Below are 16,303 nucleotides of genomic sequence, written 5' to 3'. Positions count from 1 at the left end.
TTACTACTTACAGCTTTTCTTTTTACATCACATACGTATCTGCATACACTATTTTATAAAGCTCGCTCGATTATTATTTACCGATCTGATTATTGCAGTGATTTGAAAACAGATTAGGATCAGTCCGAAAATTTGGGGGATGATGAAATAAGTATTTGTTTTGCATTAGAAAAACAAATACACATCGGCTTGTTTACATTTACTATATGCAAAACGGCGAATTCAATCTGGACCCATTTAAACAAAATAAAAAACTTTCGATTCGCCTGGTTTCTCCCTCCTTCGGCCATCTTTCTCCTGAGATCGCCGCGCCATTCGGTCTTACCCACCGCAAAACGTATTACTTCTTTCTTTTTATACTGGATGGTCGTACCCAACACAGTGTCGATCTTCAGCAATTCGAGGTTGGAAGCAACGAACTGCTTTTCATTCTGCCACACCAAATGCACCAGTTGCCGGCCGAAAGCCACGGCAATGACTATTTTAAACTCGGTTTTGATGAACACTGCCTTTCCCTGTTGCCAAAACAATATCCCTTTCTTATCAACCCATTTAACAGGCAAAAAATCGGGTTTAACCCAGTCGCCGCTGTAAGGTTGAGCGCTATTTTCGGCATCCTGCGCGAGTTATTAAGCGAAATGGACACTGATCCTGAGCTAATCCTGGCGCACCTCAATAGCCTTTTGACTGAGATCAATATGGCATATTTTGCAGCAGACAAAAACCCTGCAGACGACAAACTCTCGAAATACATCCGTTTCAAACTCTTTGTAGAAAACAATCTTACCGGTCAGCCGGCAGTCGCAGCTATCGCTGAAGAACTCGCCGTTAACACCAACGGTTTATACCAGATCGTTAAGCGCCACTCCGGCCTTTCTCCCAAAGCATTTATCACTAATCGATTAATACTGGAAGCCAAACGGCGTCTTTACTATGCTGAAAGCTCCTCAATCAAGGAACTGGCCTTTGAACTCGGTTTCAACGATCCGGACTACTTCGCCCGTTTATTTAAAAAAACAACTGGCAAAACAATAGCTATGTTCGTTCAGGATTTGTCAGGGAAGTAATTCGTTTTGTCCGGGCCCTTTGCCGATGTTCTCCTGACCTTTGTTCGAAATAAAATATCAAACCATGAACAGAAAATTGGGAACAAACGGACCACTGGTATCAGCGGTAGGTTTAGGATGTATGGGTATGTCCGGAGCATACGGACAAAGCAATGATACAGACGCTATCGCCACTATAGAAAAAGCCCTGGAACTTGGACACAATTTTTTAGACACCGCCGATTATTACCTTACAGGACATAATGAAGAGTTGATCTCCCAGGCCATCAAAGGCAAACGTGACAAAGCATTTCTTTCTGTAAAAACCGGCCAGCTGGTAGCCCCCGGACCTAACGGATCAATGGGTCCCGGGCCCGTAAATGGCCATCCTGATTACTTACGAAATGCTGTTCTTTACAGTCTTCGCCGCCTTAAAACGGATTATATTGATCTTTATACACCTGCCCGGGTAGATCCAAAGGTGCCCATAGAAGAAACTATCGGAGCGCTATCCGATCTTGTTCAGAAAGGCATCATTCGTTACATTGGCTTGTCTGAAGCTTCGGCAGAGAGTGTAAGGAAGGCGGCTGCCGTCCATCCAATAACGGCTTTGCAAATCGAATACTCTTTGTGGAGCCGGGATATTGAAGCTGAAGTCCTCCCGACAATCCGCGAACTGGGTATTGGGCTGGTTGCCTATGCTCCTTTGAGCCGTGGCTTTTTGAGTGGAGAATTCAAAACGCCCGAAGATATTAAAGATAGCCGCATGCACATGCCCCGTTACCAGGGCGATAATTTTTACAAAAATTTACAGCTGGTAGAAAAAATCAAAACGCTTGCTGACGAAAAAGGCTGCACCCCATCCCAGTTAGCCATCGCTTGGGTACTGGCCCAGGGTGAAGATATTATAACCATACCGGGCACCAAACGCATAAAATACCTGGAAGAAAACATTGCGTCCGAAAACGTCAGGCTCACAAGCGACGACCTGCAAAGCATTGAAGCAATTATGCCTGCCGGAATTGTTTCAGGTACCCGATACCCGGAAAGGTTTTTGAATGCCTTAAATAAATAAAGGATCATCTTCTGATTTTTATATTTATTTAGGCCCGGCGAAAAATTATCGATGATTTATTTAAAAGTCATCGATAATTTAGTTGCCAAACCGATGGCATGGTTAATCTTAATTGCCGGCTTTAATGAATAGGCAATTTCAATTGACAGGCGGATAAATCGCTTCCTGCAACTGGGTAGCAGTTTGCCCTAAGGCCTTTTAATTCATCTTATCCCGCTAAATCACAAAAGAATTATTTCCGGCTTTCAGCATGTATTGTTTGGCCTTCCACACCAGTATACCGGTGGTTGCCTTGGGCAAATTGATATCTATTAGCCACCGACCTTTTTCAAATTTATAACCAACGGCCACCTTGCCATTTGGATGAGGTATTTCGCCGCTAATGGTAGTTAATGTTCCCAAATGGGGTTCTATTTTTATTTTACCAAAGCCAGGCGCATAGCTGTCAATACCTAAAACCGTTCTGAAAAACTCAATGTTAGGGCTGGCTCCCCAGGCATGGCTGTCAGAACGGGAAGTGTTAACGTCAGAATACTCGGCCCAGGTGGTTAAACCCATTTGTATGTTCTCCCGCCATATGCCCAGCCAGTCCATGTAATCATTACCCAGACCTGCTTTTACCAGTGCCTGGTTCAGGTAATATTTAAAGTAAACTGAGCATTGGGTTAAACTTTTATCATTAAGCAACTCCTTAGCCACAGCAGGCATGTCAGCATTGCTCACCATACCGGTAAGTATCGCCAAAGAATTAACATGCTGTGAAAACCCATTTTTTTCCTTAGTATCAGCATACATTTTTTTAACCGGATCCCAGTACTTGCGCTGGATAGTAGCCTTTAGCTGTGCGGCTTTTTGATTATATAGTGTAGCGTAATCCTTTAAACCTATTTTGGCTTCCATTTCCGCCGCCCACTGGTATGCCCATAGCAGCTGCAGATCATAAATAGCCGCGCTGCCGTCGCTGCCTTTAACCTCGCCCCACATGTTGCCTGCCCAGTCAACAAAGGCCCAATATGGGGTGTCTTTTAAAGAGCCATCGGCCTGTTGATATTTGCTGAAAAAATCCAGCACGCCTCTTTCGCCAAGCAGTTTATTTTTAATAAAATCGTTATCGCCACGATACATCCAGTAATCATGCAACATACAGATATACCATAACGAAAATGTTGATATAACCTGTGTGCCTTTTGATGGGTAGCAGCTACTGGTTACGCCTTCGGGTAAGCGCGAATGATCCATCTGGTTGAGCGCATTACGCGCCAGCCGGTCATCACTGGTATTGTAGTATGATATCATAGCCTGTATGCGGGTATCACCAATGTATTGCAACTGCTCATAATACGGGCAGTCCGTATAAGTTTCCCATGCGTTAAGTCTTACTGTACGCCAGCCTATATCCAACATCTGTTTAATTTCTTCGTTATCTGTATTAAATATCGCGGTACGTTTAAAAGGATAACCCGTAAAAGTGCCATAGAGGTCATCGATAACCAGCGGCTCATTTTTGGTTTTTACAATCAGCCTGATATAGCGATAAGTGCGGAAGTTGAGCGTTGTAAATGATCGCCCCTGGCTCCCATCTGCTATCACACTGTCTATCCTCCCTACAAACTCCTTTCCCTCTACCTCATTCCGGTTACCTTTAGTAACACCCTTGCTGCCTTTTGCATAGAGTGATTCGGCGTAACCAAGCGATATTCCAGCATCTTTGCCACCGCTAAAATTTAAAGTTACATAAGCGTTTGTTTCAAAGGTTTGATCAAGCAATAAAGAAACTGTAGTATTTGCAGGGATAGTTACCTGGGTCTTCGTTCCAGGGAACGTTGAGGGAACGCTTATACCAACCGCACTTCGCAATTTTAAGAGGCGCTGATAGGTCATTTCCCTTGGGGGCAGTGATGAAGGCACCAACGCCCAATCTATACCCCAGGCCGTGCCTTTAAGTTTCCCTTCTGACAATTTATCTGCCCCGAACCAGGCACTATCATCATAGCCCACAGCTGTCCAATCGCCTTTAACTGCCAGGCGCATATCTACCATTTCGCCTTTGCTGGCAGCAAAAAAGTAGCCCGGTATAGGCTGATGACCATTATCACGGATGCACTTCCAGGTAGTGTTGGTGTTCAATATTTCTTCTGTTGCCGAATTACCCTGTAAAATAAAACCTGTGCGTACACTAATTTGCGCTGCGGGACTGTATTGGGCCTCATTCCAAACAAGGGCAGCTATCGTATTTTTCCCCGCAGATAGATATGGAGCCAGGTCAACCGTTTCGTAATTCCAATAATAGGTATCGCCCCTTGCCGGCCCCAATGATACCAGCTTGCCGTTAACATATAATTTATAACGGTTATCTGCCGATACATGCACCATAAAAGTTGCAGGTTTAATGGCAAGATCAATGTCTTTTCTAAAATAAAAAACGCCGTAACTAATTCCATTATCGCCGGGTGCAGCTATCCATTGCGCATTCCATTGCCTCGGGGCAACATTAGGAACTGAAGATTGCGCGCAGGCATATTTTGCCGGCGACAAAGTCATGACGATTAATAAAGTAAAATAGAAAAGTTTCATTGTGGTTATGTTATTGGTAAGGCAATAATATAACTTTATTAGCTTAAAACCAAAATAAATCGTTTTAGCATATAATTATTCCTTTTGCCCAAAAAACAAATACCTGATAATGGTTTTAATCATCATCAGGTACAGAAAAAATTTATAAAATGATAATTCGGATACAAAATAGAACTTACGATTTTGATATTATTTAAGCCGAATTTGAGGATAATCGTTATAGTTTATGAGACGCTTTTCAATGACGAGTTCCTGATCTTTAAATCGGTTTTCAAAATAATTGATTGCGGCTTGGTGGATGCTGAGCTATCGTTCAGTTTCTCTAACAAAACACTGATCACATTATCGGCTATTTCCTCTACCGGCTGCGATATAGCGGTTACCGGGGGCGAATGAAGTTCAAAAACATCGTAATCATCAAAGGAAATAACAGCGATATCAGTCGGTGCTTTTTTACCCAGCTCCTGCATTATCTTTAGCCCGCAGGTACCAATGTGGTTGGTACCAAAAAGGATGGCATCAAGCTGAGGGTTTGCTTTCATAAAATCACGCAGCGGATTCATGATAAGCGCTTCGTCCTGGTTAAAAACAATCTCCTTAACGGTTGCCTCCAGGCCTCCGCCATTAATAGCATCCTGATAGCCTTTCACCCTATCCACCATTTGTGTTTGGTGCGAGGCAAAGGTTACAAACGCAATATTTTTAAAGCCCTGATCTATGAGGTGCCTGGTGGCATTATAAGTACTAAAAAGGTTATCTACCTCTATAAAATCGGTACTTACGTTGGGCAGGTGCCTGTCAAACAACACCACGGGCATGCCATCTTTAATCAGCGATTCGATATCTTCCTCAATACCTTCGGGCGGGGCTATAATGTAACCATCCACATGCCTGTCACGAAACATATTGATCAGGTCCTGGGTTTTCTGGGTATCGTTATCAGTACTGCAATAAATGATCTTGTAGCCATTTTTATAAGCACGATCTTCAATTAAGCGCGCAATACTTGCAAAGAAGGGGTTAGAGATATCCTCTACCATCAATCCAATGGTATTTGATTTACCCGTGCGTAAACTTTTGGCCAGCGAGTTTGCCTTATACCCTACTTCGGCCACGTATTTCATTACCTTTTCAACCAGTTCGGCACCGATGCGCTTTTCCTGGGCGCGGCCATTTAAAATAAACGATATCGTAGTCTTTGATACGTTTAACGCATTTGCGATATCAACAATAGATAATTTCTTCTTCACCCGTTTATATTAGTTATTTCAAATATAAGGGCAATATAGTTGATTGTATTTATAACATTAATAGTTAATCGATTTATTTTATTGGTAAATCGATTAACTAAACAATAATTTGATAAAATACTACCATAATAATATTTTGCTGTTATGCCGCCCGCTTGTTCAGCCGTGGGTAGCTAAACCCGAAGGCAAATATAACCAGGTAACAAATAATAGGCAAATAATAAGCGGTTGCCACGTTGTGGTTGGCAATAAGGCCCATAAAGTAAGGGAATAAGCCACCTCCAACTACGCCCATCACTATTAGCGATGATGCCAGTTGGGTATGCGGCCCCATATCTTTTATGCCCAAGCTAAATATGGTTGGGAACATAATGCTGAAGAAGAAGTTGATAAACAGCAACGCGACGAATGACGGCCAGCCAAAACCTTGCGCAACAATAATACACATGATAATATTACAGAACGCAAATGTGGCAAGCAGCTTATAAGGTTTTATAAACCGCATCAGGAAGGTCCCCGCAAAACGCCCGATGATCATCATCACCATACTTAAGGAAAAATAATAGCCTGCATGCTCATCTGATAGATGCATTACATCGTGGCCGTAGTTAATGAAAAATGCCCAGGTACCACCCTGCGCAGCCACGTTAAAAAATTGTGTTATGGCAGCAAAAAGGAAATGACGGGGCCTGATATCTATCTTTTTTTCATCTACGTTAAGCAATGAATCATTGGCGTAAGAATCATCTGAAATAATATGCGGATCCGTCAACGGCGGAACTTTGAGTAACGAAAAAAGGATAGCTACAACTGCTATAACCGAGCCGATAATGATATAAAGTTGTTTTACAGATACAAGATCATTGGAATGCTCCTGCCCTGCCTTTAATATAAAATAACTGCCGATTACCGGACCGATTACCCCACCCACGCCATTAAAAGCCTGCGAAAAATTAATACGCTGATCGCTGGTACGTTGATCACCCAGGGATGCTATAAATGGATGGGCAACTGTCTCAAGCGTTGCCATTCCACAGGCCAGTATAAATAAGGCTACTCTGAAAAATGTAAATGATTCGGCATTGGCCGCAGGTATAAACAGGAATGCACCTATGGAATAAAGGATCAATCCCATCAGTACACCACTTTTATAACCAAATTTTTTCATAAACATCCCTGCTGGAATGCCCATCACGAAATAAGCGCCAAAGATAGAAAACTGCACCAATGCCGACCGGGATTTGGTGATGTGCAATACATTTTGGAAATGGCGGTTTAATACGTCGCCAAGCGTCATGGATACACCCCACATTAAAAATAGGGAGGTTACAAATATCAATACCACAAGGTACTTGCGTTCGGTAAATTTTGGCAGGGTGCTCATTATATAGGTTTAATCAGTTTTTCTATTGGTGGCGGTAAATTAATCGAAATCTTTGTAAATACACAGCAGTAAATCGATTTATTTTTGGTCACGGATTTAATGAACGGCTTTGGCTGTTTAACATTACTCTGCTTTTATAGGATCGTTGTAGGGCTGAACCAATAGCACCGGGCTATCATTACCCAATACATCGGCATCAAACTCTATTTTGATGTTTCTGCTTTCGCCCCTCACCAAACTGAAATAATTATCATTCATTAAAGCAGGTAGTATTTGCTCGCCGTTGCTTTTCCTCACCGCTTGTGCCCTTATGGCAAAGGCTACAGCAGGAGATGATGCCGGGTTGGTTATGGTGGTATTGATGTAATATTTACCATTTGCCCTGGTTACCTTTGAGTTTACTTTCAAACTCACTTTGGGCAGGTTATTCAGCGCTGTAAAATCGGTGCGTTTGTTGCCGCGCCAATAAAAGTTATCGGATACCAGTTTGCCTGCTTTATCGGTTAATTTTAGTTTGATGAAATGCACATCGCTTAAACCGTTACTTTTTGGTTCGCCACCATACACTTCAAAATCCCAAAGCGAGTAGCCCCAGCCCGAGCCACGGTGTACACCCTGCATTTTTACATAGCGGGCCCTAGTTTCATCAAAAGTAAACTGCTGTACGCCGCTGTGGCCATCTTCGGTATCATACACATCGCGCCATTGTTTGGCATCGATGGATACCTGGATTTTAAAGGCTTTGCCGTAAGCTTCCTCCCAGTTAAGTTTTACGCCGTTCACTACCTCTTCGCTGCCCAGGTCTACATAGATCCATTCATTATCGTTTTGCCGGCTAGCCCAGCGACTGCCACTGTTGCCGTCGGTTGCTAAAGCAGCCTCCATGTTTTCTGATGATGAGGCAACGGTAGGCTTGTTTAAAGCCAGGTTGGTATGTTCCTCTGTAAATTTGATGGTAAAGCAGTTTACTGCCGTGTTGGCGATAGCATCCACCTGTTTGGTTTGATGATAATCGCTTACCGGCCTGCCATCGCTGTTGTATACTTCTACACCGGCCGTTAAATCGCTTACGTTGCTGCCGGTAGTGTTAATTATCTTAACAGAGTTATTTACCGGGTTCCATTGAATGTGCAGTGGTTCGCAGGCTTTTTTGGCGCCCCAGTAGGCACCTGTCAGGTCGTAATAATAATCATAGGTTTGCCATACCAGCGACGGGTAGGCCGACTGGCTCATCCAGGTCATGATACCCGATGCATCTTCCCACATATTGTCTTCCCAGCCCTCGTACATCGCCTTATTGGTTTCTATATTAAGCAGCTGCGCCTTGCGGCAATAATCCTGGATGCCGGTTGCTGTACCATAGCGTTTGTTAATCCCCTCATCATACCTATCAGGACCGGCATTGCCTGCCGATGGGCCAAAGAAATGCAGGTTCCACATCTCGTTTCGCGGCCATAGTTTATCCTTAGGAATAAACTTTTTAAAGCTATCGTAATTGGTAAATACTGCTGTGCCAATCTCGCTGCGCAGCCCCCAGCCCGGCGAACCACCAAAACCATTAGGGAACCTGCTGAAATACCAGCGCGGGTCGAAATTTGTCCATGGGCCGCTGCCAGTTAAACTACCCGCGTGCGAGTTGGGTTGATAACGCCTGTCGCCACCGTCATAATTGCTGATATCTTCGGCCAGCCAGCCGTTAAGCGGTGGCATGGGTGTACCCTCGTTATCACCACACCAAATGGCTATCGACGGATGGTTACGGAAGCGCTTGATCTTTTCTATCGCGTTAGCATTAAAGTTGTTCACATCGTTGGGCAGGTTAGGGATAGAGTTTAACCAAAAATCATCCCATATCATCATGCCGTATTTATCGCAGGCGTCGTAAAACTCATCATCAGTAGTCGATCCTATCCAGTTACGCACAATGTTAAAGTTCATTTCCCGATGCAGTTTCAATTTGGTATCGTACTCGTTGCCACGGCAGCGCAACATATACTCGGCCATCCCCCAGTTGCCACCCTTTAAAAACACGCGGGTACCGTTCACCAACACATGCAATACATTGCCCACGGTATCGTAACTGTATTTTTTGATGCCGAATTTAATGATCTGGCTGTCGGATACCTCATCGCCCAGTTTAAGGCTTAGCTTGCAGGTGTATAAGTTGGGTTCACCATAACCGTTTGGCCACCATAGTTTGGGGCTGTTAATGGCCAGTTGTTCAAAACGCTTTTTATCCAGCTTCACTTCTGCGGTACTGTTGGCGCCTACAAATACCTTTTGCGTAAATGCTATATTACCGGGTTGGATAGTACCGCTCAATGTACCCGTTTGAAATTTTGAGGTGCTGTTTTTTACCCCTACCGCGATAGATACGTCGGCCCGGGCATTGGTCGGCAAATCCGTCCTGATCCAGGGATCCTGGATAGTGATACTGCCTGTATTACTGAGGTAAACATTATCGGTTATGCCCGAGTTTAATCCCGGTACATATGGCATCCAATCCCAGCTGGCACTTGGAATATAAGTGGGACTGGCATAGTTAACCAAAGGATTAGCAGGGCAATATACCAATACTGCTAAAACGTTTAAGCTACTTTTGCTGACTAAACCCGTAACATCAAAATTACCGCGTTGCATAAAGCCATCCAAAATGCCAATTTGTTTACCGTTGAGGTAGATCTCGGCCTTACGGTTGATGCCTTTAAAGTTAAGCCAGATCTTTTCTTTAGTATAACCGGCAGGAATGCTGAACTCCGTACGATACCAAAAGTTACGGTCGTATTTGGCCTTATCAACATTGTAAATATTATCGCCAAAGTTGGGATCTTTTTCCAGGCCGGCCACCACGTAGGCATTAAACACCGTACCGGGCACTACTCCCTTAACCCAGTTAGCAACATTGTAGCCAGGTTTGTAAATATTGGCGCTATCGGCGCCTACTTCGGCCTGGGCTTTCACTTTCCAGTTGGTTTGCGGGTTTGAGCTATTGAGGTAAACCAGATTCTGCGCCGATGCGCCGGTGAAGGCAGCAACGCAGATCATCAAAAGGGATCTTTTTAAAGCTTTGGGGAAATTTAAAGGCATTATAGGGTGATGTTTAGTTTGATGTATTTTTGGAGAGCGAAAAAGGTTTGTCTTCGGCTGCAAGGGCGCGGCTCATGTTGGGTTTATCGCCCATTTCAAAGTGCAGGATGCCGCCGGCCGTGATATCACTGTGCTTAATAAAGTTGTGGGTATAAGGCTTCCCGTTAAGCGTTGCCGACTGGATATACACGTTTTGCTTACTGTTGTTATTGGCCTCTATCATAAACTTTTTTCCGTTCTCCAGTGTAATGGTCATTTTTTTGAATGCCGGGCTGCCTATCACGTATTCATCCGTGCCGGGGCAAACGCTGTAAATACCTGCCGCGCTCAGTACATACCATGACGACATCTGCCCTTCGTCCTCATCGCCGGGATAGCCGTTTTCGCCAGCGTTGTACATTTTGTCCATTACCTCGCGCAGGTGTTGCTGTGCTTTCCAGGGCTGGCCGGCATAGTTATACATATACAACAGGTGATGAATAGGCTCGTTACCCTGCGCGTACTGGCCCATTTTAAAGGCCGCCATTTCGGTCATCTCATGAATTACCTGTCCATAGCCTCCTACTTTAATAGTACCCGGTTCGGTAAAAACCGAATCAATTTTATCTGTAAAATTTTTATCGCCGCCCATGAGGTTGATGAGGCCCTGCACATCCTGGAAAACCGACCAGGTCCAGTGCCAGGCGTTGCCCTCAGTGTAGGGGCCGCCCCAATCCATCGGGTCAAAAGGTTCAATCCAATTACCTTTGGCATCTTTGGCGCGCATAAAGCGCGTTTTAGGGTCGTACAGGTTTTTGTAATTATACATCTGCCGGCCAAAAACATTTTCGTAGTAGGTATTACCTGTTTGTTTAGCCAGCTGGTATCCGCAAAAATCATCATAGGCAAACTCCAAAGTCCAGGCGGTTGCGCCTAAAGTTTGAGGCGTGTAGGGCACGTAGCCATCGGCAAAATATTCTTTCCAGCCCGGCCTGCCATTAGCGCTGCCCCATGGACCTTTATTGGTGGCTTCGTGGTAATATGCCGCCAGGGCTTGTTTAGGGTCGAAGGTATGAATACCCTTAACCCAGGCATCGGTTAATAATGATATGGAGTGATTACCCAGCATCCCGCCCGTTTCGGCCGGGAACGACCAAGCCGGGAGCCAGCCGCATTGCTGCTGCGCATCCAGGAGTGCTTGCACATATTGCCCCTGCATTTTAGGGTGAATAATGGTATTGAGTGGGAATTGTGCGCGAAAAGTATCCCAAAAGCCATTATCGGTATACATAAAGCCATCGTGCACTTTACCATCATACGGACTATAGTAATAAGGCTTGCCATCTTTACCGTACTCAAAAAATTGGTGCGAGAACAGGTTGGCATGGTACATACAACTATAAAAAGTAGCCTTTTCATCTTCAGTAGCGCCTTCAATTTTCATGCGACCCAACAACGTGTTCCAAACCTGGTCGGCAGCTTTGCGGGTATCATCAAAGCCGCGGTATTTGCCCAGTTCTGTTTGTAAGGTAAGTTCGGCCTGCTCCGGGCTTATATAGCTTGATGCTACTTTGGCCTGCACCGTTTCTCCATCTTTAAATTTAAGGTAAGCGCCAATACCCTCGCCTTCGCCGCTTAGGTTTTTGGGCGATAGCTTGTCTTTTTTATTTTCCCAGGTGCCATAATCAGCAAAAGGTTTATCAAAGGTGATCACAAAATAGTTCTTAAACCCTTGTGGCGCCCATCGGCAATTGTTCACCCAGCCAATGATCTTACGCTCCTGCGGGATGATCTTCACCATACTCATTTTGGTGTAGCCGTCCAATACCAGGTAAGAGCCCTGCCCCTTGGGGAAAGTGAAGCGTAAGTGAGCGCCGCGTTCGGTAGGGGTCATCTCGGTGGTGATATTATTATCCAGTTTTACTTTGTAATAACTGGGCTGGGCGGTTTCGTTCTCGTGCTTAAAGGCCGCGGCCCGGGCGTCTTCATTAACAACCAACTTACCTGTAACCGGCATAAAAGAAAACACCGCGTAATCATTTACCCATGAACTGCACTGGTGCGATTGCTGAAAGCCGCGGATGGTATGCTCAAAATACTGATACTTCCAGCCATCGCCATTTTTGCCGGTTTGGGCTGTCCAGGTGTTCATGCCAAAAGGCAATGCCGTGGCCGGGTAAGTATTGCCATAGCTAAACTCATATTTTGTATTAGTGCCCTGCCGCGTGTTAACATATTTAACCAGGTTGGCATCCTGCGCAAAAAGGCAGTTTATCCATAAAAGCGTGGCAAGGCAAGTAAGTAAGCGTGTTTTCATTGGGCGATATAATTTGGTTTGTGCCAATAAAGGATATCAGCACCTGGTGTACAAATATAAATAATAAATCGATTTAGCAAAATGACAAAACCTTATTTTTATTTAAATAAGGTTTTGTAAAACAGATCGGCCACAAATTTATTACCCTCGTCGTTCAGGTGAACGCCATCTTTGGTTAATATGCCTTCGCTTTTATTGGTTGGGTTATTTTTAACGTTATATTCGTGGCATAAGGTCCTAAAATCTACCAGGTCGCAATTGTTTTGTTTAGCCAGATCGCGGATGAGGTTGGAGTACTTGTTCAGGTCGCCATCCAATTCATTGCTGTAGTCGGGTTTCTCGCCTACGCTGGCCGGTGTACAGATAATCACCTTAATATTTTTAGCCTGCATTTTTTTGATCAATGCGGTGTAAAAGCGGCCAAACTTATCCCAATCGGTACCGGTACCAAACATGCGTTTGTGCCATACATCGTTTACCCCTACCCAGATCACCACCACATCCGGATTTTTTGTCAACACATCATCTTCATAGCGCAAATACAGATCGTATATTTTATTACCGCCAATGCCTGCACCAGCAATCTCGTAATCCTTATCCTTTTGTTCGGCTTTAAGGCGCTGCTGGATCAGGGTGATAAAACCGGTTGGCTGCACACCATACTCGGTAATGGAATCACCAAAAAATACCACCTTAACGGGCTTTTTAGTTTGGAAACTGCACAGCATGATGATGCCGGCAAACAGTAAAAATCTTTTCATTTGAATTGGTTAGCTAAATTGATTTAGCTAAGATATATGTTTTGGTATCAAATAGCAAGTATCAAGATTTAAAATTCTGTAAAAGCATTGTTGCGGGATACGAAGCAAAGAGCCCCCTCTAAATCTCCCCCGGTAGGGGAGACTTTTTGATATTCGTTTTTTAAGCCCTCCCTTCCGGGGAGGGTTGGGTGGGGCTCCTTGCTTCGTACCTACCTATGACATATTTGCTAAAACCCCTTTTGTCATCCTGAGGAACGAAGGATCTACTCTCCACCATGCTTATTCGCCCTGTACAGTTTGCTAATAGATCCTTCGTTCCTCAGGATGACAAACCTTTTTAACTTCATTTCCCCTTCAGTGCCCCCCGGATTTTAAAACCCATATAACGCCGCGCGAAGGGGATTCTTAATTCTTGACTCTTGATTCCTGACTCTCTTTCCCTATTTTCATCCTGATAAACCTCGGCCGGTACAAATTAGGGTGTTTCATCAAATCGGGGATGAAATCCACAGAGTTAATATTATAGCTGATCAGCAGTTCGCCGGGAGCAGACAAGCTTGGATGCGCTTTGGCATTGTAAACCACAAAGGTTTTTTCCTCCAGATCGGGTTTGCAATCCCATATCTTTATTACCGGACCAAACGGGCCATAAGGTGTTGCTCCTATGCGCATCCCTACGTCGGTACTCATCCCCCCTACCTGGAAAATGAGGGCGTACCTGCCATCTGGCAGGGCGGTAAGGCTTAACTCGTTGGATACATTATCCGTAACATCGGCTACCTTGTTCATATCCTTTACCCAATTGGTACCATCGTAAAAAGTCCATCGGTCAAACTGTTCAAAATCTTTGGGTAACACGCGGGCTATCATCAGTTTTTTGGCCATGCCGCGTACGCCATAAACGTAAATATACCCATCGGGTTTTGGCGCGCCCGCCTTTGTTGTATTTACATAGATACCAGCGCCAAATGAACCTATATCGCCGTTTTTATCGGTGAGGTAAAAGGGCGTATCCATCTGTTTTAAACCATGGTAAGGTGGCTGTGCGCCGGCGGGAATCCTGATGAGTGTATTGCCTACTTCTTTAAACCCAAATGCGCCTGTGCCCACATTGCGCACCCTATAGCCAAAAATGTAGATGGCATTATTCAGTTCCTGGTTTACAAAGCCATCGCCCAGCCAATAGTAATCGCTGGTATGAGTTTGGGTAGTGCGCGGTATAAATACCGATTCGGCTGCTTTGGCTTTATCAGTATCCCAGGTAAATTTCATTTTGAGATTTGCAGGTTGATTGCCCTTAAGCACGGCAACGGAGTTATGGATCATTTTATAACCAGGCGCCATGGTGCCATTTTCTATTTTACCGATCATGCTATCGCTAAAAATAAATAACACCTTGTCGTTGGCTTTAGCCTGCCTGTTTTCGATACCGTTTAATGGGATAGTGTAAATACCGTCGCCGCCAAACCAGCCGGTTTCGCGTTTTAATAGGGCGCTCCACTCGGGAGCTTCTTCTACCGTAAAGTTAAGGTCGGTAAGATTTACAGTTTTAGCACTGGTTTGTGCTTTGGTTTGCGCGTTTGCAATAAAACAAAATACAAGGCTGATGATCGCAAACTTTCTCATAGGGATAATTCAAATAATTGGGCACCCAAATTTAAGCCGACTACGGCTGTCTTTGCAAGTTATTTTTATGGTTTATAATGAAAAACCCAAAACCGGTTAATCCTCCCAGCACCATCAGTAAACCGATAAAACCAGCCTGGGTTAACACCATACCCAGGATATGATATTTTGGATTGATACGGATCAGCTCAATTAAAAAGCGTTCGCCGCCGTTAAGGATGAGGTACAAAAAAAACATAAAACCAGGGATAATGATCTTATTCCTAAAAATCCACATCAGCATAAAAAACAACAAACAAATAGTGGCTTCATAAAACGGCGTAGGGTACACACCCTGCACCAGTTGATTACAGTAATTACCTGTGCAATCGGGCAAAGGAATCCCGGCGTTAATGGCATTATGCGGATACGTGAACGACCACATCCATTGAGGCAAAAACCCCGGCTTTGCATGGTTGTTAACTATTCCCCAGTCGCCATCGCCAGCAAGCTGGCAGCCTATACGACCGATGCCATAAGCCAGCATCATCCCGGGCGAACCGATATCGGCCAGGTGTACCAGTTTCATTCCCTTTTTATGACCGATATACAGATAAGTTAAAGCGCCAAATATAAGGCCTCCATAGTAAGAAAACCCGCGTACGTTGAATAAGGTCCCCACCGGATCATACCTGAAATTATCCCAATGTTCCACCGTATCAAAAAGCTTTGCCCCTATAAAGCCAAAAAAGCCTACCGAAAACAGGAGCATTCCCATCAGCTGGTAAGGGTGCACTGTTTCCGTTACCAACCGCGGCTCCTCCAGTTCATTTTCCTTTTTATCAGCATAAACCCAAAAACCAAATATCGCGGCTGTAAGGATCCCCATGACCAGGTTACCCTTTAGTGATAAAAGGTACGATTGCGGATTTTCACTAAAGATAGTGTAATTAAACATTGCCCCAAAAGCTTTGAAGCCTAATAGAAAACCAAGGAAGGAATTGATGCTGATTTCGGCGAAGGAAGCTTTTTGCCCCAACATTACTTCGCGGATAAATGCGGTGATCTTACCTAAGGCCTCGTACCGCTTAAACTCCGAGCTAAATACCATGTACGAGAACAAAAAAGACAAGGCCATAAATAAACCCAGCGTTTGAACCGGGAATGTAAAATTAATCCCGAAAAGGTAGTAAATAAGGTGGCCAATAGTTGGAAACATCGCACT

Annotated in this window: 10 protein-coding genes; 2 read left to right on the top strand and 8 right to left on the bottom strand. The window is 44.4% G+C overall.

The features are described from left to right. Positions 1–206 precede the first annotated feature (206 nt). A complete protein-coding gene (locus AC1DYB_RS00420; RefSeq protein WP_477431464.1) occupies positions 207–1,067 on the top strand; it encodes an AraC family transcriptional regulator in 861 nt (286 codons plus the stop codon). 64 nt (positions 1,068–1,131) lie between these two features. Next, entirely contained in the window at positions 1,132–2,121 is a 990-nt protein-coding gene (locus AC1DYB_RS00415; protein WP_477431462.1) for an aldo/keto reductase, read from the top strand. A gap of 216 nt (positions 2,122–2,337) precedes the next feature. Here AC1DYB_RS00415 and AC1DYB_RS00410 read toward each other — a convergent pair whose 3' ends face one another. The 8 genes from AC1DYB_RS00410 to AC1DYB_RS00375 all read right to left on the bottom strand — a co-directional run bounded on the left by AC1DYB_RS00410 (position 2,338) and on the right by AC1DYB_RS00375 (position 16,297). Further along, positions 2,338–4,695: an alpha-L-rhamnosidase-related protein gene (locus tag AC1DYB_RS00410; RefSeq protein WP_477431460.1), complete on the bottom strand. Its 2,358-nt coding sequence runs from the start codon at positions 4,693–4,695 to the stop codon at positions 2,338–2,340. 224 nt (positions 4,696–4,919) lie between these two features. Continuing rightward, positions 4,920–5,945: a LacI family DNA-binding transcriptional regulator gene (locus AC1DYB_RS00405; protein WP_477431458.1), complete on the bottom strand. Its 1,026-nt coding sequence runs from the start codon at positions 5,943–5,945 to the stop codon at positions 4,920–4,922. Positions 5,946–6,087: 142 nt separating this feature from the next. Then, on the bottom strand, positions 6,088–7,329 hold the full coding sequence (gene fucP, locus AC1DYB_RS00400) for an L-fucose:H+ symporter permease (RefSeq protein ID WP_477431456.1): 1,242 nt from the start codon (positions 7,327–7,329) through the stop codon (positions 6,088–6,090). Between the two features lie 123 nt (positions 7,330–7,452). Beyond that, complete coding sequence (locus AC1DYB_RS00395) at positions 7,453–10,416, bottom strand: discoidin domain-containing protein (RefSeq protein ID WP_477431454.1); 2,964 nt, start codon at positions 10,414–10,416, stop codon at positions 7,453–7,455. A gap of 13 nt (positions 10,417–10,429) precedes the next feature. Further along, on the bottom strand, positions 10,430–12,712 hold the full coding sequence (locus tag AC1DYB_RS00390; protein WP_477431452.1) for a GH92 family glycosyl hydrolase: 2,283 nt from the start codon (positions 12,710–12,712) through the stop codon (positions 10,430–10,432). 98 nt (positions 12,713–12,810) lie between these two features. Next, positions 12,811–13,473: an SGNH/GDSL hydrolase family protein gene (locus AC1DYB_RS00385; protein WP_477431450.1), complete on the bottom strand. Its 663-nt coding sequence runs from the start codon at positions 13,471–13,473 to the stop codon at positions 12,811–12,813. A 405-nt stretch (positions 13,474–13,878) separates the two neighbouring features. Next, positions 13,879–15,099, bottom strand: coding sequence for a DUF4185 domain-containing protein (locus tag AC1DYB_RS00380; RefSeq protein WP_477431448.1), 1,221 nt, complete (start codon positions 15,097–15,099; stop codon positions 13,879–13,881). Positions 15,100–15,139: 40 nt separating this feature from the next. Next, on the bottom strand, positions 15,140–16,297 hold the full coding sequence (locus tag AC1DYB_RS00375; RefSeq protein ID WP_477431446.1) for a prolipoprotein diacylglyceryl transferase: 1,158 nt from the start codon (positions 16,295–16,297) through the stop codon (positions 15,140–15,142). Positions 16,298–16,303 lie beyond the last annotated feature (6 nt).

The organism is Mucilaginibacter sp. P2_A4, from assembly GCF_056405015.1.
Note: the sequence above shows the minus strand (reverse complement) of the source record. Positions and strands in the feature narration are given on the sequence as shown.